Annotated in this window: 24 protein-coding genes; 5 read left to right on the top strand and 19 right to left on the bottom strand. The window is 67.4% G+C overall.

The window, feature by feature from the left end; translation table 11 throughout:
- Positions 1-2: 2 nt before the first annotated feature.
- Both H156_RS0107945 and H156_RS0107940 read right to left on the bottom strand, forming a co-directional pair.
- Positions 3-1,967, bottom strand: a complete 1,965-nt coding sequence (locus H156_RS0107945) for a phage terminase large subunit family protein (RefSeq protein WP_017364482.1) — start codon at positions 1,965-1,967, stop codon at positions 3-5.
- Positions 1,967-2,497 (bottom strand): hypothetical protein, encoded by a 531-nt coding sequence (locus tag H156_RS0107940; RefSeq protein WP_026045830.1) that lies wholly within the window; start codon positions 2,495-2,497, stop codon positions 1,967-1,969. Before H156_RS0107940 ends, H156_RS0107945 begins: the two co-directional genes overlap by 1 nt.
- A 105-nt stretch (positions 2,498-2,602) precedes the next feature.
- Here H156_RS0107940 and H156_RS0107935 point away from each other — a divergent pair, with 105 nt between their 5' ends.
- The 4 genes from H156_RS0107935 to H156_RS0107920 all read left to right on the top strand — a co-directional run bounded on the left by H156_RS0107935 (position 2,603) and on the right by H156_RS0107920 (position 4,139).
- On the top strand, positions 2,603-2,791 hold the full coding sequence (locus H156_RS0107935; protein ID WP_017364484.1) for a DUF6900 domain-containing protein: 189 nt from the start codon (positions 2,603-2,605) through the stop codon (positions 2,789-2,791).
- Positions 2,792-2,872: 81 nt separating this feature from the next.
- On the top strand, positions 2,873-3,388 hold the full coding sequence (locus H156_RS0107930) for a DUF3489 domain-containing protein (protein ID WP_017364485.1): 516 nt from the start codon (positions 2,873-2,875) through the stop codon (positions 3,386-3,388).
- A gap of 98 nt (positions 3,389-3,486) precedes the next feature.
- Positions 3,487-3,699 carry a hypothetical protein gene (locus tag H156_RS0107925; protein ID WP_026045831.1) on the top strand — a complete coding sequence of 71 codons (213 nt, stop codon included), beginning with the start codon at positions 3,487-3,489 and terminating at the stop codon, positions 3,697-3,699.
- A 71-nt stretch (positions 3,700-3,770) separates the two neighbouring features.
- On the top strand, positions 3,771-4,139 hold the full coding sequence (locus H156_RS0107920) for a hypothetical protein (RefSeq protein ID WP_017364487.1): 369 nt from the start codon (positions 3,771-3,773) through the stop codon (positions 4,137-4,139).
- Here the strand turns inward: H156_RS0107920 and H156_RS0107915 are convergent.
- From H156_RS0107915 to H156_RS17335, 7 genes are all read right to left on the bottom strand, one after another.
- Positions 4,103-5,368, bottom strand: coding sequence for a site-specific DNA-methyltransferase (locus H156_RS0107915; protein WP_017364488.1), 1,266 nt, complete (start codon positions 5,366-5,368; stop codon positions 4,103-4,105). The genes H156_RS0107920 and H156_RS0107915 overlap by 37 nt on opposite strands.
- The gene (locus H156_RS0107910; RefSeq protein WP_017364489.1) at positions 5,365-6,861 is read right to left on the bottom strand and encodes a site-specific DNA-methyltransferase; all 1,497 of its coding nucleotides are present in this window, start codon (positions 6,859-6,861) and stop codon (positions 5,365-5,367) included. The genes H156_RS0107915 and H156_RS0107910 overlap by 4 nt, the downstream gene beginning before the upstream one ends.
- Positions 6,862-7,236: 375 nt before the next feature.
- Complete coding sequence (locus H156_RS0107905; RefSeq protein WP_017364490.1) at positions 7,237-7,632, bottom strand: DUF6362 family protein; 396 nt, start codon at positions 7,630-7,632, stop codon at positions 7,237-7,239.
- Positions 7,619-7,834: a hypothetical protein gene (locus tag H156_RS0107900; RefSeq protein WP_017364491.1), complete on the bottom strand. Its 216-nt coding sequence runs from the start codon at positions 7,832-7,834 to the stop codon at positions 7,619-7,621. The genes H156_RS0107905 and H156_RS0107900 overlap by 14 nt, the downstream gene beginning before the upstream one ends.
- Entirely contained in the window at positions 7,831-8,358 is a 528-nt protein-coding gene (locus H156_RS0107895) for a crossover junction endodeoxyribonuclease RuvC (RefSeq protein WP_017364492.1), read from the bottom strand. The genes H156_RS0107900 and H156_RS0107895 overlap by 4 nt, the downstream gene beginning before the upstream one ends.
- 248 nt (positions 8,359-8,606) lie before the next feature.
- A complete protein-coding gene (locus H156_RS0107890; RefSeq protein WP_017364493.1) occupies positions 8,607-10,793 on the bottom strand; it encodes an AAA family ATPase in 2,187 nt (728 codons plus the stop codon).
- A complete protein-coding gene (locus H156_RS17335) occupies positions 10,793-11,095 on the bottom strand; it encodes a hypothetical protein (protein ID WP_017364494.1) in 303 nt (100 codons plus the stop codon). Before H156_RS17335 ends, H156_RS0107890 begins: the two co-directional genes overlap by 1 nt.
- Positions 11,096-11,151: 56 nt before the next feature.
- On the opposite strand from H156_RS17335, the gene H156_RS17330 reads away from it, so the two are divergent.
- Positions 11,152-11,382 (top strand): hypothetical protein, encoded by a 231-nt coding sequence (locus tag H156_RS17330; RefSeq protein ID WP_017364495.1) that lies wholly within the window; start codon positions 11,152-11,154, stop codon positions 11,380-11,382.
- Between the two features lie 122 nt (positions 11,383-11,504).
- Here H156_RS17330 and H156_RS15920 read toward each other — a convergent pair whose 3' ends face one another.
- The 10 genes from H156_RS15920 to H156_RS0107835 form a co-directional block, all read right to left on the bottom strand.
- Entirely contained in the window at positions 11,505-11,702 is a 198-nt protein-coding gene (locus H156_RS15920) for a DUF6511 domain-containing protein (protein WP_154656694.1), read from the bottom strand.
- A gap of 155 nt (positions 11,703-11,857) precedes the next feature.
- Positions 11,858-13,534, bottom strand: coding sequence for a DEAD/DEAH box helicase (locus H156_RS0107875; RefSeq protein ID WP_017364497.1), 1,677 nt, complete (start codon positions 13,532-13,534; stop codon positions 11,858-11,860).
- 14 nt (positions 13,535-13,548) lie between these two features.
- Positions 13,549-14,145 (bottom strand): hypothetical protein, encoded by a 597-nt coding sequence (locus tag H156_RS0107870; RefSeq protein ID WP_017364498.1) that lies wholly within the window; start codon positions 14,143-14,145, stop codon positions 13,549-13,551.
- Between the two features lie 12 nt (positions 14,146-14,157).
- A complete protein-coding gene (locus H156_RS0107865) occupies positions 14,158-15,015 on the bottom strand; it encodes an ATP-binding protein (RefSeq protein WP_017364499.1) in 858 nt (285 codons plus the stop codon).
- Positions 15,012-15,293, bottom strand: coding sequence for a hypothetical protein (locus H156_RS0107860; RefSeq protein ID WP_026045835.1), 282 nt, complete (start codon positions 15,291-15,293; stop codon positions 15,012-15,014). Before H156_RS0107860 ends, H156_RS0107865 begins: the two co-directional genes overlap by 4 nt.
- A gap of 5 nt (positions 15,294-15,298) precedes the next feature.
- Positions 15,299-15,769 carry a hypothetical protein gene (locus H156_RS0107855; RefSeq protein ID WP_017364501.1) on the bottom strand — a complete coding sequence of 157 codons (471 nt, stop codon included), beginning with the start codon at positions 15,767-15,769 and terminating at the stop codon, positions 15,299-15,301.
- Positions 15,766-15,978, bottom strand: a complete 213-nt coding sequence (locus tag H156_RS0107850; RefSeq protein WP_017364502.1) for a helix-turn-helix transcriptional regulator — start codon at positions 15,976-15,978, stop codon at positions 15,766-15,768. The genes H156_RS0107855 and H156_RS0107850 overlap by 4 nt, the downstream gene beginning before the upstream one ends.
- 189 nt (positions 15,979-16,167) lie before the next feature.
- Entirely contained in the window at positions 16,168-16,392 is a 225-nt protein-coding gene (locus tag H156_RS0107845; protein ID WP_026045836.1) for a DUF2188 domain-containing protein, read from the bottom strand.
- Positions 16,393-16,457: 65 nt separating this feature from the next.
- The gene (locus H156_RS0107840; RefSeq protein WP_017364504.1) at positions 16,458-17,414 is read right to left on the bottom strand and encodes a hypothetical protein; all 957 of its coding nucleotides are present in this window, start codon (positions 17,412-17,414) and stop codon (positions 16,458-16,460) included.
- A gap of 8 nt (positions 17,415-17,422) precedes the next feature.
- Complete coding sequence (locus H156_RS0107835; RefSeq protein ID WP_154656693.1) at positions 17,423-18,646, bottom strand: hypothetical protein; 1,224 nt, start codon at positions 18,644-18,646, stop codon at positions 17,423-17,425.
- Positions 18,647-18,649 lie beyond the last annotated feature (3 nt).

Raw genomic sequence — 18,649 nt, 5'->3', positions numbered from 1 at the left:
CTTCAGCTCATCCAGCGACTCTTGACGACGGACCGGCGCCGGATGCGTCGGCCCGAAACGACGACGCCCCCGGAGTCGGGGGCGTCTTCTGCGGTTACGGTGTGTTCGTCCTGCTCGGGCGGTGCGGCGATGCCCAGTTGTCTTTCCAGCTCGCGCCAGTGGCGCTCCTCGAAGCGATCGAGACCGCTCGCCGCGGCGGCGGCGCGGGCGTACACGTAGCAGTCCAGCGCCTCGTTGCGCTCGCGCAGCTTCTGCCACTCGCGCACCGGAAAGCCGTTGCGGTCACGGCGGGTGATCAGCTGCTCGGCGCAGAGCTGCTGGACGTACTCGGCATCGACCTTGGGCAAATGGACGAAGCCTGGCGGATAGATCGGCGTGGTGCCGTCGTCGGCCACATCCGCGCTCTTGCGCAGGTTGTTGTAAAACTCGAGCTTGGCGAGCCCCACCGCCACCGAGTACACCTTGATGCCCCGGCGCAGCTTCTTGCCGCCCTGCGACACATCGACGGCGGTGGGCGTGCCGATCAGGGCCGCGCCGCGCGGGACGCCCTTGATCGCCATCAGTCGACTGTCCCGGCAGGCGCGCACGAAGGCGTAGGCCTCCTGGGTGGCGAAGCCGGTGTCGAGCGCGAAGCGCGCCAGCGGAACCTGGTTGCCGGAGTCGTGCGTCCAGGTCTCGTCGATCAGCTCGGCCAGACGTCTCCACACCGCATCCCGCGCGGTGTCGCCCATCAGCACGCGGTGCTCGACGAGCCAGGACGCCTTGCCGCGCCCGAAGGCCCATATCGAGGCCTCGATGCGATCCTTCTGCACGTCGGCGCCGCCCACCAGCAGCAGGCCGCCCATGGGGACGGTGCCGATGCGGTAGTCCTCCCGCCGCTCGATCAGGCGCTGCCAGTCGGGCGCTTCGCCTTCCTCGACCCAGGTCTCGCCGAGCTCGGTGTTCTTGAAGGTCTTGATCGCGGCAGCCGAGCCGGACTCCTTGCTGACCGCGCTCTCCCACGCGCTCGCGATGTCGCGCCAGGAGCGCCAGCCTACCGGGCTGTAGAGCGACGAAAGATGGAAGCCCGCCGTCTTGATGCCGTTCTCCGGCGCCATCGCGCGCCACTCGCCGTGCTCCAGCATCCAGGTCTTGTGATGCTCGGCGATCGGCTGGTCGCAAGACTCGCACACATAGGCCGCCGTCTCCGGCCGGCCCCTCTCCCAACGCAGCTGCTCGAAGCGCAGCCACTGGCGGTGGGAGCAGTGCGGGCACGGCACGAAGTAGCGGCGCTGGTCGGATGCCTCGTACTCGCGCTCGACGGCGCTCGCCCCGGCGATGGTCGGTGTCGAGACGATGAAGATCTTGCGCCGCGCGAAGGTGCGCGTGCGCGCCTCGGCGAGCGAGATCGCATCGCCTTCGCCCTCGACGTCGACCGGGTAGCCGTCCACTTCGTCGAGGAAGAGATACCGCACCGGCATCGAGCGTAGGCCCACGGCGCTATTCGCGCCGGTCATCACCAGCACGCCGCCGCGGAACTCCTTGGCGAGGATGGTGTTGCCCGAGTCGCGCGAGCGTGCCGGGGCGATCAGCTCGGAGAGCACCGGCGACTCTTCGATCAGCGGGTCGATGCGCTGCTTGGAGTTGCGCTTGGCCATCTCCACGGTGGGCCACACCGCCATCATCGGACCGGGCGCGTGGTGGATGACGTAGCCGATCCAGTTCGAGCCGGTTTCCGTGGCGCCCACCTGTGCGCCTTTCATGAACACCACGCGCTCGACCGGCGAGGTCGGCGACAGGCAGTCCATGATCGCCTTGAGGTAAGGCGTGCGGCTGGTGCGCCAGCGGCCCGGCTCGGCCGAGGCCTTGCTGGAAAGCATCCGGTGCCGGTCGGCCCACTCGGAGACGGAGAGCAGCGGATCGGGCGTCAGTCCTTCGCGCCAGGCGCGCTCGATGGCGTCGAAGCCCTCGTAGACGAAGTCGTTCATTAATCGACGCGGACCTTCAATTCACCGAGCTCGGCGAGGTGCTCGCGCACCGCCGCCTCCAACGCGACGTGCAGCGCGTGTGCGTCCATGCCGAGCCGGGCCGCCATCTGCGCCGAGATGCGCGCGGGCCAGTTGAGCCAGGCGTCGCGCTCGGTGCGCGCGAGCTTGAACACGTGGGCGATGGCCTGGTTGCGATCGACCAGATCGCCCTTGAGGCGGGCGAGGCGCACTTTGTTGGTCTGCGCCTTGACCACCTCGTTGACCGTGCGCGCCTGCAGCAGCGACGTGCCGCCCGCGGGCAGCCCGGCGGCGAGGTTCGGGGCCGGATCGTCCGCCACCCGCACCTTCGCGGCTTTGGCGCCCGTTCCCTCCTTGGGCGGCTCGGAGTTCCTTGCCCAGTCGCGGTCGGCCTTGTCCGGATCGATTGTGCCGTCCGCCTCGGGCGTGATCCGCCCGGCGCGGATGGCCTTGTGTACGGCGGTGTCCGATACCCCACGGTGGCGGGCATAGGCGCGAATCGACAGTCCCATGGTCTCCATCAAGCATTGGCGCGGCCCGGCTCGGATTCAGCTTGGCTTCTCTCGGGAACAGCGCGTTCATGTCATCACCATCAACGACACCTCGAGGAGAAGCACGTGACCGAGCAAGCCGAAAAGGACATCGACCGGCAGCTGCAGCAGATCGCGCTGGATCACCTGTTCATCGACACCCTGGAAACGCGCAACAGCGACCGGCTGGACTTCCACGAGGTCAGCGTCTGGGCCGTCAAGAGCGCCTTGATGGCCGCCTACCAGGCAGGCCGGCAGGCCGCGCGACAGGGCTGAGAAAGCAGCGGAAAGCGCTTGGCTTCTCCAGAGAACAGCGCGTTCATGACCACACCATCAACCATCACGAAGGAGCATCAGATGAGCACCATCCAACTCACCCCCGCCCAGCACGCCATCCTGGCCTACGCCGTCGAGCACACCGGTGGCAAGATCGAGTGGTTCCCCGACAACGTGAAAGGCGGCGCCCGCAAGAAGGTACTGGACGGTCTCTGCAATCGGGCCCTGATCACCACCGACGGCACCGACTGGTCCGTCGCCGCCGAGGGTTACGAAGCCCTGGGGCGCCCGCGTCCCGCGCCGGCCTCGGTGGAGGCAGATGCGGATCTCGAGGCGGAGGTCGCAGCCGCCGAAGCCACCTGGGCACCGCAGAGCGCCGAGACCAAGCCCCGCACCCGCGAGAACAGCAAGCAGGCCCAAGTCATCGCGATGCTCCGGCGCCCGGAGGGCGCGACGGTGCGCCAGATCTGCGAACTCACCGGCTGGCAGGCGCACACGGTGCGCGGCACCTTCGCCAACGCCTTCAAGAAAAAGCTGGGCCTCACCATCACCTCGGACAAGCCCGAGGGCGGCGAGCGCATCTACCGAATCGCGTGATTCAATCGGAATGGGAAGCCAAGCAGAAAACGCTTGGCTTCCCGCGCCGGCAGCGCGTTCATACGGGTGTCGCAACCATCCACGCTAAGGAGCACAGCATGAAACCCACTCGCGCCATCCTCACCCACAGCAACTACGACGCCGACGACTACGCCTACCTCACCGCCAAGGGCTGGAGCGATGACGAAATCCTGGCCCGCTGGAGCGAAGAGGCTGCGCACGGCAACGGACCCTGCCACTGGGAAAGCGCGTCGGCCCGCGCCAAGCTGGCCGCCGTAACCGGTCGCCAGCAGGCGATGCGAGAGGATTGAGATTGAGCTTGGCTTCCCGATCGAACAGCGCGTTCATACGTGTGTCGCAACGATCAACGAAGGAAACAACGATGACCACCGCCAAAACGATCCCCGTCACCCGCAACGAAGACTGGGGCTTCTGGGGCACGATGGACGCGCACGCGCAAGCCGCCTGGCCCATCGCGATGAACGCCATCTCCGACGCCACGGGACAGCCCTTCGAAGCGGTGCGGGCCTTCCTCGACAGCCGCCACGGACGCCACTTCGCGGACGAAGTCCTCAACCGCATGCATGCGGGCCATGCCCTCCACGACGCGATCCGCGCCGCCACCCGGCAGTGGATGGAATGGACCATCGGACGCCGCACCAGTAAGGACTACGGCATCCCGCGCGGGCTGCCTTATCTGACCGGGTTCGTGATTCACTGCGAGATCGTCGAGGAGGAAGTCGCCGCCTGATCGAACGCCAGGCCATCCGATTCGCGGGTGGTCTGCTTGCCCGTCCAGTCCTGCCAGCGCCGCACGATCACGTCCGCATACTTCGGGTCGAGTTCGATCAGGCGCGCCACGCGCCCCGACTTCTCGGCGGCGATCAGGGTGGTGCCTGAACCGCCGAAGGGGTCAAGTACCACATCGCCGGGACGACTCGAATTGCGGATCGCCCGTTCGACCAACTCCACCGGCTTCATGGTCGGGTGCAGGTCGTTCTTCTGCGGCTTCTTGATCTGCCAGACGTCGCCCTGGTCGCGGTCGCCGCACCAGTGGCGCTCCGCGCCCTCGGGCCAACCGTAGAGGATCGGCTCGTACTGGCGCTGGTAGTCGGCGCGGCCCAGCGTGAAGGTGTTCTTCGCCCAGATGATGAACGTGGACCAGTGGCCGCCGGCAGAGCGGAACGCCGCCTGCAGGTTGTCGAGCTCGCTCGACGACATGGCGACGTAGATCGCGCCGCGCGTGTGGGCAACGAGCAGCGACAGCGCGTCGTAGAGAAAGTCGTGAAAGCCTGCGCCGAGCGCGTCGTTGAGAATGGGACGGTACTTGCCCCGCAGCTTGTCCTTGGCGCTGTTGGCGTAGTTCACGTTGTACGGCGGATCGGTGAAGACCATGTCCGCCCGCTCGCCGTGCGGGAACAGCTTCACGTATGTCTCGGCCGTGGTCGCATCGCCGCAGACCAGGCGGTGCGGCCCCAGCCGCCAGACGTCGCCCGGCTTGGACACCGGCTCTTCCGGCATCTCCGGGACGGCGTCATCCTCGGTCTGGCCTTCGTGCTCGGGCTCCTCACCGGCGAGTAGGTCGGCCAGCGCATCGGCATCGAAACCGGTCAGGTCGAGATCGAAGCCATCGTCCTGCAGCGCCTCCAGTTCGATGCGCAGCAGGTCGTTGTCCCAAGTCGAGAGCTCCGCGAGGCGGTTGTCCGCGAGCACCAGTGCCCGTCGTTGGGTGGGCGTCAGGTGATCGAGCACCACCACCGGCACGGTTGACAGGCCCAGCTTGCGCGCGGCGGCGAGCCGCCCATGGCCCGCGACCAGCACACCGTCGGCGCCGACCAGGCAGGGATTGACGAAGCCGAACTCCGCGATGGATGCCGCGATCTGGGCGATCTGCTCGTCCGAGTGCTGGCGGGCGTTCCGCGCGTAGGGCAGTAGCTTGTCCATCGGCCAGTGCTCGATGCGCTCGGCGAGCCAGTTCATGCGGCCGCCTCCGCCGTCTCGCCCAAGCGCTCGGCAGTAACCTCGGCGAAGGGCTGGCCGGTGGTCGCGAGCACCGGCTCCATGCCCGGGTGGTGCTGCAGCCAGCGGCGCAGCGCGACGTCGACGTACTCGGGCGCGAGCTCGATGGCGCGCACTTTGCGGTCGGTGAGTTGCCCGGCCAGCAGCGTGGTGCCGCCGCCGGAGAACGGCTCGAAGACGATCTCGCCCGCGTCGGTGTAGGCCTCGATGAAGAACTTCGGTAGGCCCAGCGGGAACACCGCCGGATGGTCGATTCCCTCACCTATGCGGCCGCGCTGGCGCGTCACCTCGACGACGGAATCCGGGATGCGGAACTCCTGCGTGGGCTGTCCGGCGTGGTTCCATTCGCCGACCTTACCGTCCTTGGCGCGCATCGCGGTGGAGGAGCCGTCGGCGCGCAGGTGTGTCTCGTGGCCTGCCCACTTGCAGGGCACGATCTTGTTCGGCTTGCGCGCCTGGCGGTTGAAATGAAAGACGAACTCGTGCCGGGGCGCGAGGCGCCCGGCCCAGTCGCCGGGCACGGTCACCGACTGATCCCAGACGTACCAGCCGAAGCGGCGCCAGCCCTGGCCCCGCATCCATTCGATCCAGCCGTCCCAGTACGGCTGCCACTCACCGTCGCGATGGACGAGGCCGAGGTTGACCAGGATTTGCGCGTCCTCGCGCAACGCGCCGCGGGCGGTGCCGAACACGCCCTGCATGAGCGCGTTCCAGTCAACGATTCCGCCGGTGGTGTAGTCGCGCTGGTTCGCGTAGGGCGGGCTGGTGAAGAGCAGGTGAGCGCGCTCGCCATTGATGAGGCGCGCGACGGCGGCAGCGTCGCTGCTGTCGGCGCAGAGCAGCCGGTGTTCGCCCAGCAGCCACAAGTCGCCGGGCCGCGTGACCGCAACCGTGGGCGGCGTGACGTCGTCCTCGTCCGCGTCGCCTTCCGGTGCACGCTCGTCCTCATCGGCTGCCGGTTCCGTCTCCTCGATCTGATCGAGCAGGCCTTCGATCTCGGAGGCCGAGAAGCCGGTCAGGTCCAGATCGAAGCCGGCGTCGGCCAGCTCCGCGAACTCCAGCGCCAACATGGCCTCATCCCAGCCGGCATCGAGCGCGAGCCGGTTGTCGGCGATCACATAGGCGCGCTTCTGCGCCGGGGTGAGGTGCGCGAGCTCGATCACCGGCACCTCGGTCAGCCCCAGCTTGCGTGCGGCCAGCAGTCGGCCATGGCCGGCGATCACACCATGGTCGCCATCGACCAGGATCGGGTTGGTCCAGCCGAACTCGGCGATGCTGGCGGCGATGCGCGCGACCTGCTCGTCGCTGTGCGTGCGCGGATTGCGGGCGTAGGGAATCAGCGTCTCGACCTTGCGGTACTCGACGTTGAGCGTGTTCAGGATCGGAACCTCGAAATGGAAAGCCCGCCGACGGAGAACCGTGGGCGGGCTCGTGATGTGTATCGGGGAGTGCACAAATCCGCCTGGAGCGGATTTGGACAGCCGCAGGCTGACCGCGAAGCGGCAGGCCCCAGGGATGGGGCCTGCAAACCGCAAACCGTGCAAACCCCGGTTTGCACTCTGACGCTAGAAAAGCATCGCGCTCGCGCCCCCCGCATGGCTTTTCGGCCAGGAAGGACCCATCGCGCTCGGCGGGTCGGATCGCGAAGGCAGAAACGACGAAGGCCACGGATCGCTCCGTGGCCTTCGCACATGCTTCTCTCGCGAGGTTAGCGAAATCCTAGCGCAAAAACGGGTGAAGTGTTGCACGTCCAAAATGGCTCGAAACCGGCATCGTTCCGCATCCGCCCGCATGGCTTGGATCACTTTGGAAACGACCCGCAACTTCACTCATGAAAGGCTGGCCACGTTCCGGCGGGTCTGCTCGTTCAGACGGCAGGCGACGATGTCGAGCGCCTTCTGCCACCGCCGCCAGGCCGTAGTGCGGTCGCAGCCGAAGCGCCGGCAGATCTCCCGCCACCCGCGTTCCTCGGCGCGCATCCAGACGAGATGGCGCTGCTCCTCGGTGAGCCACAGCACCCAGCGCATCGTCTCCTCCATGCGGTCGATGGCGGCCGGGTCGGGCGGAAAGCGGTACAGCACGTCGTCGCCCGAGTAGGTCTCCCACGGCTGGCGCAGGATGGCCGGCCAGGTGTTGAAGTAGCCCTGGACGCGTACCGGCGGCAGACGCCGCGCGGTCTGGGCGGCCTCCCGGAAGCGCTCGGCGACGTCGTCAACGCTCCACATGGCCGTCTCCCTGGCGACCGTAGAGCCGCTCGCCGATGCGCTTCACCAGCTCCCGCTCGATCCAGTCGAGCCGCTCGTCGTCGAGCGAGACCACCAGGATGCCCTGGTCCCGCCAGCCGTCGCGTTTTATGGCATCGACGTCCGGGCGAGTCGGTTGCAGGCGCCCGAGGGGGCAACGATAGTTGGGGCTGGGTGCATTCATGCCGGCACCTCCTGCGTCGCGATCGCCCACATCAGCAGTGCCAGCGCGTCGGCCTCGTTGTCGTCCTCGGGCCGGAAACCCAAGGCCTGCATGGCGGCCACCATCTCCTGCTTGCCGGCATTGCCCTTGCCGGTGGCGTGCTTCTTGATCGTGCCCACCGGAACGCCCTGGTACGGGATGCCGTGGTGCTCGCACCAGGCGGTCAGCTGGGCCATGAAGCCGCCGTAGGCGTGGGCGGCATCCACTCCGGCGTGGCGGCGGACCTCCTCGAAGTACACCGCATCCAGCCCGTCCGCCGATGGCTTGACCTCGGTGAGCCAGCGCTTGAAGCGCAGATAACGCATGCCGCCGCCCTCGAAGCGCCGGGGCTTGAAGGACTCCGAGCCGCTGGTGATGGAGCCGTCACGGCCGAGCAGCGCCCAGCCGGTCCGGGTGCCCAGGTCGAGGCTCAGGATGGCCGTGCCCGGTCCCCGATCCCGACCGTCGATGCCGGGCAGACCCCGACGGGTCGGGGGAGAGGACACCGCGTGTTCCTCTCCCCCCGTAGGGGGGAGGGAGTTTTCGCCAACTTGGAAATCTCCGGAAACCCAGCAACCACGCGGGTTTGGGGAAGTTGGCAAGTTGGCAGCCTTGCCAACTTGCCAATCTGCCGACAACTCCCTAACGCGTTGATCAGTATGGGATTCAAGTTGGCAGGCGTTTGCCAACTTGCCAACGTCTCTGAAAATCGGGGGGAAGTTGGCAGCGGTTTTGCCAACTTGGCTGTGCGTGTTCATGCGGGCTCCTCGGGGTCGTTCAGGTCGTCTTGGTAAACCCACACCTCGGGGTTCTCGACCGGCAGCGCGGCCCCCGATTGCGGGCATTTGAAGTGGGTGGGCAGCACCGGCAGTTCGCGCAGCGACACTTCGCCGGTGTCTGGATCGGGCTCGCCGACGACCGAGCGCAGCACCATCGCCTCGACGCACAGGTAGCCGAACTTGGTGCGGGCGGGCGGCAGGCCGTAGTCCTGCGCGTTGCGGAAGTACTTGATGTAGCCCTGGGTCGAGAGCGCGGAGAGGCGCTCGCGGATGGTGCGCTCGCCGCCGAGCCCCGCCTTGCCCTCGAAGCTTTCCGCGAACTGGTTGGCGGTGTAGCAGCGCCCCTGGGCCGCCTCGTCGAACAGGATCTGCAGGATGGCGTCGCGCTTGCGCCGGCGCTCGGCATCGAGGCGCTCGCCGTAGTCCTTCATCACCAGCCGCTCGTTGGCATCGACCTCCCGCCACTCGCCGCGGATCTTGTCCACGTGCATCGAGGGGATGGCCGCGCCGTTGCGCAACTCGAAGATCAGCTGGCGCGTGGTGCGTGTCTCGTCCGGGCGAAACAGCAGCATGCCGGTGGTGTAGTAGCCGCGCAGACTCCCGGCCCCGGCCAGGGCCTGGAACGGGTCCTCCTCGAACTGCTTCTTGCCGAGCTTCTTGGTGTGGTGGGTCAGCACGACGCCGGCGTCCGGGTTCACCGCATCGCGCAGGCGCTCGACCCGCTGTGACAGGAAGAACAGCATGGCGGCGTTGTCGTTCTCGCCGCCCGCGTCCCCGCCGTCGAAGACATTGCGGATGGGATCGATGGCGATGATGTCGGGCGGCTCGCCGCCGAAGGCCTGCGCGATGGCGGGGATGACCTGATTGATCCCGGCGTCGTCCAGCACCAGGCGCAGCTGGGGCGTGGCGACGAAGTTGGCGCGTGCCGCACCCAGGCGACTGGGCGGGAGGCGGATCTCCTTCACGCGCTCGCGCAGGTAGTGGTACTGCACCTCGGCTTGCAGGTAGAACACCCGCAGCGGGCGCGGCGGTGTCATGGCGAGGAAGGTCGCGCCCGCGGCCATGTGCGTGAGCCAGGCCAGCAGGAAGTCGCTCTTGCCGACCTTGGGCGCGCCGCCGAAGACGAGCATCCCGCCCGGGGTCAGCACGCGCGGCGCGACGAGATCCGCCGGCAGGGGCGAGTCGTCGTCCAGCAGCATGCCCAGGGTGAAGGTCGGGAGCCCGGGGGCGGCGGTCTTCACGACCCTGCGCTCGCCCTCATGCACGAACGCGGCGCAATCGAAGCCCTCGGCCACGGCGTCGGCCGCGTCCCACTTGTCCGGTTTGTCCATGGGCGGCACGAGGATGGCGACCGACGCCGCGCCCGCCGTCACGCAGGCACGGGCGGCGTTCTCCGCGTAGTCCCAACCGGGCGCATCGCGATCCGGCCAGACCAGCACGTGCTTGCCCGCGAGCGGCGTCCAGTCGGTCTTGTCGATCGGCGCCCGCGCGCCGTTCATGGCCGTGGTCGCCGTGATGCCCGTCCCGATCAGGGCGCAAGCCGCCTTCTCGCCCTCGACCAGCACCACCTCGCGCGCCTCGGCCACGGCTGGCAGGTTGTAGAGCGGACGCGGGTCGGGGGCGCGCCACATGCGGGCGCGCACGTCCCAGGGGCGGTACTCCTTGCCGGTGGGCGGGTCGTAGCGGTAGACGCAGGCGATGAGCCGACCGTCCGCCGTAAGGTAGTCCCACTTGGCGGTGTACGGGCCGAGTTCGTCGACTGGCGCGCTGCGGATTTTGGATCGGGGTTCGGGTGGGCGAGTGGGCGTCGCGATCCCGAGCCATCGGCGGATCTCGTCCGCGAGGCGGGGAAAGTCGTGCCGCGCGGAAAGGCCGCGCGAGCGCGCCCATAGATCGATGACGTCTCCGCCTTCGTCGGAGGCGAAGTCCTTCCACAAACCGCGCCGCTCGCCCTCGAGCTCGACCACCAGGCTCTTGCCCCGGTTGCCGTCGACGTCGCCGACGTAGAACCTGCCGCCGCGGATGCGGCCCTGCGGGAACAGGTAGAGCAGCACGGCCTCCAGGCGGTCGAGCAGGCCCCGGCGCAACGCCTCGGTGTCGGAGGGCGTCTCGCCATGCTGTTCGGGGGCGTCGTTGTAATCGAGCCAAATGACGTCTGCCATCAAGCCGGTCTCCAGCAGCGGTCCTGCCAGGGACACGACTTGCACTCGAAGTGGGTCGGCGTGGTGGCGTGCCGGGGCAGCAGCTCGCCGGCCTCGGTGGCGGTGATGACCCGCACGGCCCGGTCCGACATGCGCTGCGCGAGCCCGCCGTCGAACGGCACGAGCTCGAACCAGATCTCCTCGCTGTCCTTGTTGATGGCCGTGAACAGCGCGGGATTGCTCGCGATGCCCGGCACGGTGCCTTCCATGTACGCTTGGTAGACGGCGAGCTGGGCGGCATAGATCGGCTTGGCGCGGGCCAACGCATGGAGAAGTCGAGCTCGATGTCGGCGGGGCCGGCGGCGAGGATGCCGTCGACGTGCCCCTGGATACGCCCGCCGGCGACGGAAAAACCGAACTGCCCGCCGTCCGCCTTGCGCGTGTAGAGCTCGAAGCCGGCCAGGCGCAGCCAGCGGATCGCCAGATCCTCCAGGGCATGCCCGACCTCGAACACCCGCAGCACCCGCCCGGGCAGCTCGCGGCCGGGATCGACCGCGGCCTGGGCGTACTCGTACTGCAGGGCGCGCTCGCAGGCCACGCCGAGTCGTGACGCGCCGAGATAACGGCGCGGCGTTTGTGAGGCACGTTGACGCGCCAGCGCCTCGTCGATGACGGCGCCGACGCGCTCGTGGAACTTGGGGCGGTGGTTGTAATCGAGCATGGACACCCCCCTCAGAACGGCACGTCGTCGGGCGTGATCTCCCGCAGGTTGTCGAAGTAGGCGGTGAGCACCACGTCGACCAGTTGCAGGACCTCCTTGCGGCTGTAGGCCGACAGCGGCCGGTCCATCCCGATAGCGGCGACGTATTCGCCGAGGTGGGGCAGTACGGCCTCCATCGCGGCCTTCTCGTTGTGGGTGGGATCAATCACGACGCCACCTCCCGCCTTCAGCCTGCGCAGATGGATGTCCTGGCAGCGCATTGAGCAGAAGCGCTTGAACAGAGGCCTTCCGTCCGGCGCACGCGGGCCATTCCTCGGCGACAGCCAGCAGAGGCCGCGTCCCTCTCGTCCGCAGATCGCGCATATCACGCCGCCCTCCGGTGTTCGTCGTTGGCTGCCAGTACGAGGCGCTGGATGGACGACTTGTTGAACTGGAAGGCGAGCAGCGCCGAGGCCTGGTAGCGGGTGAGCCCGAAGTCGGAACGCATGGCCTGCGGCAGGTAGCGCAGCTGCTTCTCGGTGGGCGGCTCGTTGAGCCAGCGGCGGGTCTTGTGGGCAGTGTCGAGGGACTCGTTCTCGTTCAACCAGTCGTCCGCCTTGGCCATGCAGACCGTGCGATCGCCCACCGCCAGCAGACGAGGCTGCAGATCCTTGCCGCCGCCGACCGCGTGCCAGCGGCCGTTGAGGAAGAAGATCCCGCCCCAAGCACCGAAGCCGGTGGCCATCAACGCGTCGTCGCAGCCGAAGAGATCGCACCAGCGGAAGTTGGAGCGCTTGAGCAGGTCGATCTCCGTCATGACGAAGTCGTCCATGGCTTCCGCCTGCTCGGCTGGATCAATGGTCCATTCGAAGCCGCACAGTGGGCATTCGCGGCAGCCGAGCGGCACCGTCGCCTCGCAGGACGGACACTCCTTGGTGGGCGCCTCCCCCTGGTGCTGGTGGCCGTCCAGGTTGGCCTCCTGCTCCAGCGAGCCGTGCATGAGGGTCGCGGTGCCGAAGTCGAGGACGATGCAATCGGTCTTGACCACGCCGGGATGCTCGGCCGGATCGACGGTGCGCAGCCCCCGCCCGATCATCTGGGTGAGCGTCGACTTGTGCGAACTCGGTCGCAGCAGCACCACGCAGGAGGTGGGCGTGTAGTCGTAACCTTCGGTGAGCACCGCCACGTTGACCACGACCTGCGCATCTCCGGTCTCGTATTCGGCGAGCCGCGCCTTGCGCTCGGCGTCCGACAACTCGCCGTGGATCAGTACGGCGCGGGTGCCGGCGGCGACGAAGGCGTCGGCCACGCACTGCGCGTGGGCCACGGTGGAGCAGAACACGATGGTCTTGCGGTCGCCGGCCTTCTCGCGCCAATGACGGATCACCGCGTCGGTGATCGGCGTCCTGTTGAGGATCGCCTCCACCTCGGTCATGTCGAAGTCGGTGGCGGTGCGGCGCACCTGGGCGAGCGCAGACTGCGCGCCGACGTCGATGACGAAGGTGTGCGGCGGCACCAGATGGCCCGAGGCGATGAGCTCGCCCAGGTGGATCTGGTCGGCCACGTTGCTGAAGACTTCGCGCAGCCCTTTGCCGTCGCTGCGCGCGGGCGTGGCCGTGGCACCGAAGATCAGCGCCCGTGGGTTGCGCGACAGCACGCGATCGATCACGCGCCGGTAGGAGGGCGAGGCAGCATGGTGCGCCTCGTCGACCACCAGCAGATCGAGCGTGGGCATCGCGTCGAGATGCGCATCGCGCGAGAGCGTCTGCACCATCGCGAAGGTGGCGCGCCCGGCCCAGGACTTCTCCTTGGCATCGAACACCGAGGTGGTGAGGCCGGGATTCACCCGGCCGAACTTCTCCCGGTTCTGGGCGGTGAGCTCGTCGCGGTGTGCGAGGATGCAGGACTTGGCGTCGGGCTCCTCCAACACGCCGCCGGCGACCGCCGACAGCATGATGGTTTTGCCCGAACCGGTGGGGCCGATGGCCAGGGTGTTGCCGTGCTGGTGCAGCGCCGCGAGCGAGCGCTCCACCAGCAGGGCCTGACGGGGACGAAGCATCATGCCGGCAGTCTCCCTTACTGCGCCCAGCTCGGACGGCCCGTGACCGGAGCGCGACCCGTGGCTTGGGCATAGGCGTTCGGCGTGGTGGGCGCCGGGGCGGACGGACGCGCGTTGCCCATCAGCGCGGCGTATTCCTTGTGATCCGGCTGGATCGCCTGCTTGATGACGGCCTTGTCCTGGCCGTTCTGATCCTTCTCCCAATCGACCTTGCCGAGGAACTCGATGCCGTCGAGGTCGGCGAACCCGGCGATGCGCCGCGCGTTCTGGGCCTGGGGGCTGGCGTCGCCCGGATGGACGCCGCGCGCGGAGTTCAGGATCGCCTTGACGAAGGCGCGGCCCATGTTGGCCCACTCGGGACCCTTGGGGCTGTAGAGACCGATCAGTGACCACAGCTTGCGGCGGGCGTACTCACCCTCCATCACCACGAATTCGCAATTGAGGTACACCGAGCCGGTGTTGTCGTTGCGGGTGGCGTAGCCGCCGGTCCAGCCCTGGCTCGCATCGTCGAAACCGCCCGGGCGGATGGTCATGCGCACGTGCACCAGCGTGCCTTTGGGGATCAGGTCGAACGAGGACTGCTCGTTGGCATCGTTGAAATCGAAATAGCTCATGGTCGTAGCTCCTTATTGCTGTACGGGTTCGGAAGGCGCGGGGCGCGCGAAGTCGAGGCGTTCGAGGGCGGGGCGGGCGGGGCCGGCGATCTTGGCCATCAGCCGGCCGAGGTGCGGCTCCTCGATCTGGTCGAGGCGGCCGGAGCGGTCCTTAGCGGGGTAGCCCCAGGGGTTGAGCGTGTGGCAGACGAAGGCGCGGTAGGCCGTGCCGTCGTCGGCTTTGAGCTCGGCCAGCGTCACCACCTCGTCGACGATGCCGGGCAGCTCGAGCCCGGTCTTGGAGCCGTCGATTTGCAGCTGGAAGACGCGGCGATTGAAGTCGTCGAGACGCTCGTCGAGGATGCCGACGAACCACACGTTCTTGCCGCGGGTGTGCTGCAGGTGGGTGAGCCACGCGATCATCTCCTGGCCCATCAGGCCGTAGGCGCCGCGGGTATCCGGCTTGCCGGTCTTCTCCGAGTAGGCCTGCGGCTGGCCCTTGCACCACTGCAGGCACAGACGTCCGGCGACGGTGATCGAGTCGACGAACACGGTGTCGTAGCGATCGAGCACGGTCGGGTCGCCGAAGCGCGCGCAGACGGCGTCGAAGTGGGCCTGGCTAAAAGGCTGGTCCTCACGCAGCGCCGGGTTCGGACCGCCAATGAACACCGCGAAGTCGCGGCACTCCTGCCAGGTGCGCGGGCGGATGGTGTCGCCGGCCCACCCCTCGACGGCGAGGTCGCCCGCCTCGAGATCGAAGAACAGGGTGGCCTCGGGCGCCAGGGTCCAGAGCTGAGAGGTCTTGCCGATGCCGCTCTTGCCGACCAGCACGCCTTTCACGCCGCGCTTCTCGGCCAGACGCTGGTCGGCGGAGATGATGGGAAGGCTCATGAGCGGCCTCCTTTGTCGGCGAAGGCGTCTCCGATCCGGTGCGCGCCGAGTGCGCCGTGTTTGCGGGCGAGGTCGTAGAGCTCCCGCAGAGCGTTCATGCGGCGGCTGATGGGCCGGACCTCGTTTTCGAGGGCGATGACGGCGAAGGCGATCTGATCCAGGGTGGCATCTTCGATGGCCACGTCGGCGCCATTCCTCTCGATCCGTTCCGGCAGGGACTCCAGCAGATAGGGGTGCTGCTTTTTCAGCTTGTCGAGCAAAGTGCGGTTCTTGAACATGACGGTCACTCCTCCAGCAGGGCGAGACGGAATCCGGGCTTGCCGGTCTTGAGGGTGCGGGCGGGGGCGAAGGCGCTCTTCAGCGACTCGGGCCAGGCGTTGAACTTGGTCTCGGAGATGCGGTAGGCGGTCTCGACGTACTCGGCCGGGTCCTCGCCGCCCTCGGCGATGCGGCGCACGATCTCGGCGAGACGCTTCTGGTCCCACTCGACCCGCTTGGGGAGGTCGGCGGTGACGCGCACGCGGCCGTCGTCGAAATGCACGACACCGGTGTCCTTGCCGGCGGCCAGGCGCAGGGCCTGGGCGCGGTCGGCGTACTTCAGCTCCAATGCGCGCTCGAGGTGCTCGACGATGGCCTTGGCGGCCGAGAGCAGATCGGCGGCATCGTTCTTGAGCTGGAACAGCGCATCGCTTTGCAGCGCGGCGAGCTCGCCGGCCGGCGTGGCGAGAACCTGGTCTGGGGTGAGGCGGCTCATGCCACACCTCCCGCGCCGACGCGCTCGGAGGTGCTCTTGCGCAGACAATCCGCTTCGTAGGACTCGACGTCCTCGACGCGGTAGAGCACGCGCCCCTGGATCTTGAGAAAGACCGGCCCGATTCCTTCGGAGCGCCAGCGTTCCAAGGTGGCTTCGCTGACGCCCCAACGGTCGGCCAGTTGGCGTTGGTTGAGGTGTTTGATACTCACGATTCGCTCCTTACGGGTTGTTGCGGAAACGTGAGGTCATTCTGGGTTTCAGGGGGTGGGCAAACCGGCGGGCAAAGCGGGCAGGATGGGCGGGCAAATCGTGCAAATCGGCTCTTCGCAGAGCCGGAAAAGAAAAAGGCCCGGAGTGGTTGGCTCCGGGCCCTTATCGGGGGTGGAAATGCGGGGTGGTCAGCCGGGAGGCGGGAACGGATCTTTGCCGTAGCTGTTGCGCTCGCGGATCTTCCCGTCCTCGCCCTGGATCAGCACCTCGCTGCCCTGGTTGCGCGCGATGTCGCGTGCGCGCTCGAAGGCTTCCTGTTGCGTATCGTGTACGGAGGTCAGGCGGTCGTTGCCTTCCCCCCGGACACCCCACTTGTCGCCGTTGCGGACGACCCACTGGTTCTTACCACTCATGTCATTTACCTCATCGAGATCGAAGTTGAACTGCCGGATGAAAGGATTGCGCTTCGTTGGGTGCATCACCTCCTTTGGTCGTTGACGAATTCGGGTTTCAGCCAATAGTGACCGTCGTTGTCGTGGGCGACGAAGGTGCGGTAGACGGCCTTGTGCCGCTTGCAGATGTCCGCGCCCTTGCACTTGTCGACATCGATTTCCAAGGCGTCGGCGATGGTGCGTTTATGGACGGGATCGCCGCCGCCCTGCGCGAGTACCGAAAGAAAGCCGTAGACCTGGGGCGACAGTGCGTGCCGCTCTCCGTCGATCACTGCGATGCGGCCGGAGTGCATGAGCCGCAGGGAGGTTTCCGAATCCCGTTCACCGATCCCGGCGGAGCCGTCGAGGTATGCGTCGAGATTCTCGATGACGAAGCCGGCCTTGCGGAGATGCGCCACGGCACGCAGCGGAACGACGAGATGGCCGGCGGCCTGGATCGCTTGAGGGACGTCAGGTGTGGTAGTGATCAGGACGCCGCAGCCGGGTGCGCAGGCGGTGCGCAAACGAGCTTCGATGATGGGCGTCAAGGCCGGGTCGCTCAGCCTCCGACCGAAGAAGATAGTGCGCCGCTTTCGTCGATGTTCGATCTCGCCCAGGCGCCACAGCGCTGTCGGAACCATCTCTTCATGTTGATACCGTCCCGCAAGGCCCAGGGCCGAGGCGAGCCACCGGACGATGCGCGTGATGTCCACCCTGAGCCGTGTCACTTGATCACTGGCCAGATCCACCCAGCCGCAGTCCGTGCAGTACCCCTGGCGGCCTCCTTGCTCGAAGCGAATCCCCTCTAGATCGCCCATTCCGCACCAGGGACAGAGGATGCTCGATCCGACACCATCACCCGCCCCGAGGGCGCCGAGGTCGAGGAGATGCCGATAGGCATCCATTTGTCCGGAATACCGGGCGGCATCCGGATGGAGGCTTCCCTCGGATTCCTCGACGAGCCCGCAGAGCAGGCCGAAGGCGATGTCGTTGCGCGCTTGCACGGCGGCTTCTACGCGACCAGGGCCAGTTCGACCTCGGTCGGTTCGGAGACGCGCCAGGCACGCAGGAGGCGCTCAGCGAGCTTGGCGTCCTCCTCTGCCATGTCCTGGAGGTTGGAGATCCCCGATTGCTTGATGTCGATGTTCAGTACGCGACCGCGCTTGCCCACCTCGGCAGGGGCGAAGTAGATGCTGATGAGGGCCTCGACGATATTGAACGGACCGCGGAACAGGTCGTGGTCCTTCAGGTGGGCGCTCGATGCAGCGAGCACGCAGTGTTCGGCCTGATCCGCCGGTACGCCTACCCAGAAGTCGCAGATCGGCGCCCTCGTGCTCCTGAGCCGGGCGCGGCGGAGGCGAATGCGATCAATGCCGTGGGCGGCGAGGTCGATGTCGCTGTCCTCCGGAAGGTCCAAGCCGTGCCGCAACCGGTTGAGATAGAACATCGGCTGCTTCACTGCCTCGGGCTTGACCTCCTGTTTCAGTAGATGGCGTGCGAAGAGCGTCACCAGCGGCTGGTGGACCTTGGCGCCGCCCCGGCCGACGGTGTCGACGATGCCGGATGCGGGGAAGTAGACCAGCGCGAGATTGGTCGCCGGGCGGGTCGTCCGGCGGCGCATGCCCTCCTCGACGAACTCCACCAGATCGTTGGGATCGTCCTCCACGTAGACGCTGATCTGCACACCGCCGTCCAGGTGACGGTCGCAGACGTCCACGTGGCAGGCGCGCCGCGGTCCCTTGCGTTTCGAGAGCACCTCGGACAAGGCGGCCTGCAATCCCTCGATGTCGGCAGCCTCTCGGGACACCGGCTCGGTCACCTTGATGGCTTGCCGTTTCCACGACCGCTTGCCGACGCCGAGATCGAATTGGAGCAGCGCCTCGGCCGTCATGAAGGTTTGCGGCCAGTTCACCAACACCCACATGGCCCGCTCGGCGTGGTTGCGGAGCTGCCCGAAGTCCTCCCGAATGGCCACGTCGTTGTCGCTGGCGTTGAGGATTGCATCGATGCCTTTCTGGGTCGCAAGGGCGTAGACATGGCGCAGCTCGGCGTGCAGCAGGGCCTGTTGATCCGGTTCGAGTTCCTCCAGGAGGGCGATCAGGGCATCGGAAAATGCCTTTTCCTCGGCGTTCCAGTCGAAAGATTCGGGGATAGCGATGGAACGGGAGGACAGATACGCCTGCCAAGTGGTGGCCGGAACCTGACGGGCGAGGTGACGAGGGTTGAACGCGGTCATGCC

Source organism: Methylococcus capsulatus str. Texas = ATCC 19069 (genome assembly GCF_000424685.1).
Lineage (GTDB): Bacteria > Pseudomonadota > Gammaproteobacteria > Methylococcales > Methylococcaceae > Methylococcus > Methylococcus capsulatus.
Note: the sequence above shows the minus strand (reverse complement) of the source record. Positions and strands in the feature narration are given on the sequence as shown.

Excerpts from the sequence above, each read along its gene's own strand:
- H156_RS0107920 (WP_017364487.1), top strand. The coding sequence starts at position 3,771 with ATGACCACCGCCAAAACGATCCCCGTCACCCGCAACGAAGACTGGGGC.
- H156_RS0107860 (WP_026045835.1), bottom strand. The coding sequence starts at position 15,293 with ATGTTCAAGAACCGCACTTTGCTCGACAAGCTGAAAAAGCAGCACCCC.
- H156_RS0107845 (WP_026045836.1), bottom strand. The coding sequence starts at position 16,392 with ATGAGTGGTAAGAACCAGTGGGTCGTCCGCAACGGCGACAAGTGGGGT.
- H156_RS0107915 (WP_017364488.1), bottom strand. The coding sequence starts at position 5,368 with ATGAACTGGCTCGCCGAGCGCATCGAGCACTGGCCGATGGACAAGCTA.
- H156_RS0107925 (WP_026045831.1), top strand. The coding sequence starts at position 3,487 with ATGAAACCCACTCGCGCCATCCTCACCCACAGCAACTACGACGCCGAC.
- H156_RS0107940 (WP_026045830.1), bottom strand. The coding sequence starts at position 2,497 with ATGGGACTGTCGATTCGCGCCTATGCCCGCCACCGTGGGGTATCGGAC.
- H156_RS0107945 (WP_017364482.1), bottom strand. The coding sequence starts at position 1,967 with ATGAACGACTTCGTCTACGAGGGCTTCGACGCCATCGAGCGCGCCTGG.
- H156_RS0107875 (WP_017364497.1), bottom strand. The coding sequence starts at position 13,534 with ATGATGCTTCGTCCCCGTCAGGCCCTGCTGGTGGAGCGCTCGCTCGCG.
- H156_RS0107865 (WP_017364499.1), bottom strand. The coding sequence starts at position 15,015 with ATGAGCCTTCCCATCATCTCCGCCGACCAGCGTCTGGCCGAGAAGCGC.
- H156_RS0107890 (WP_017364493.1), bottom strand. The coding sequence starts at position 10,793 with ATGGCAGACGTCATTTGGCTCGATTACAACGACGCCCCCGAACAGCAT.
- H156_RS0107905 (WP_017364490.1), bottom strand. The coding sequence starts at position 7,632 with ATGTGGAGCGTTGACGACGTCGCCGAGCGCTTCCGGGAGGCCGCCCAG.
- H156_RS0107870 (WP_017364498.1), bottom strand. The coding sequence starts at position 14,145 with ATGAGCTATTTCGATTTCAACGATGCCAACGAGCAGTCCTCGTTCGAC.
- H156_RS0107835 (WP_154656693.1), bottom strand. The coding sequence starts at position 18,646 with ATGACCGCGTTCAACCCTCGTCACCTCGCCCGTCAGGTTCCGGCCACC.
- H156_RS0107855 (WP_017364501.1), bottom strand. The coding sequence starts at position 15,769 with ATGAGCCGCCTCACCCCAGACCAGGTTCTCGCCACGCCGGCCGGCGAG.
- H156_RS0107930 (WP_017364485.1), top strand. The coding sequence starts at position 2,873 with ATGAGCACCATCCAACTCACCCCCGCCCAGCACGCCATCCTGGCCTAC.
- H156_RS0107900 (WP_017364491.1), bottom strand. The coding sequence starts at position 7,834 with ATGAATGCACCCAGCCCCAACTATCGTTGCCCCCTCGGGCGCCTGCAA.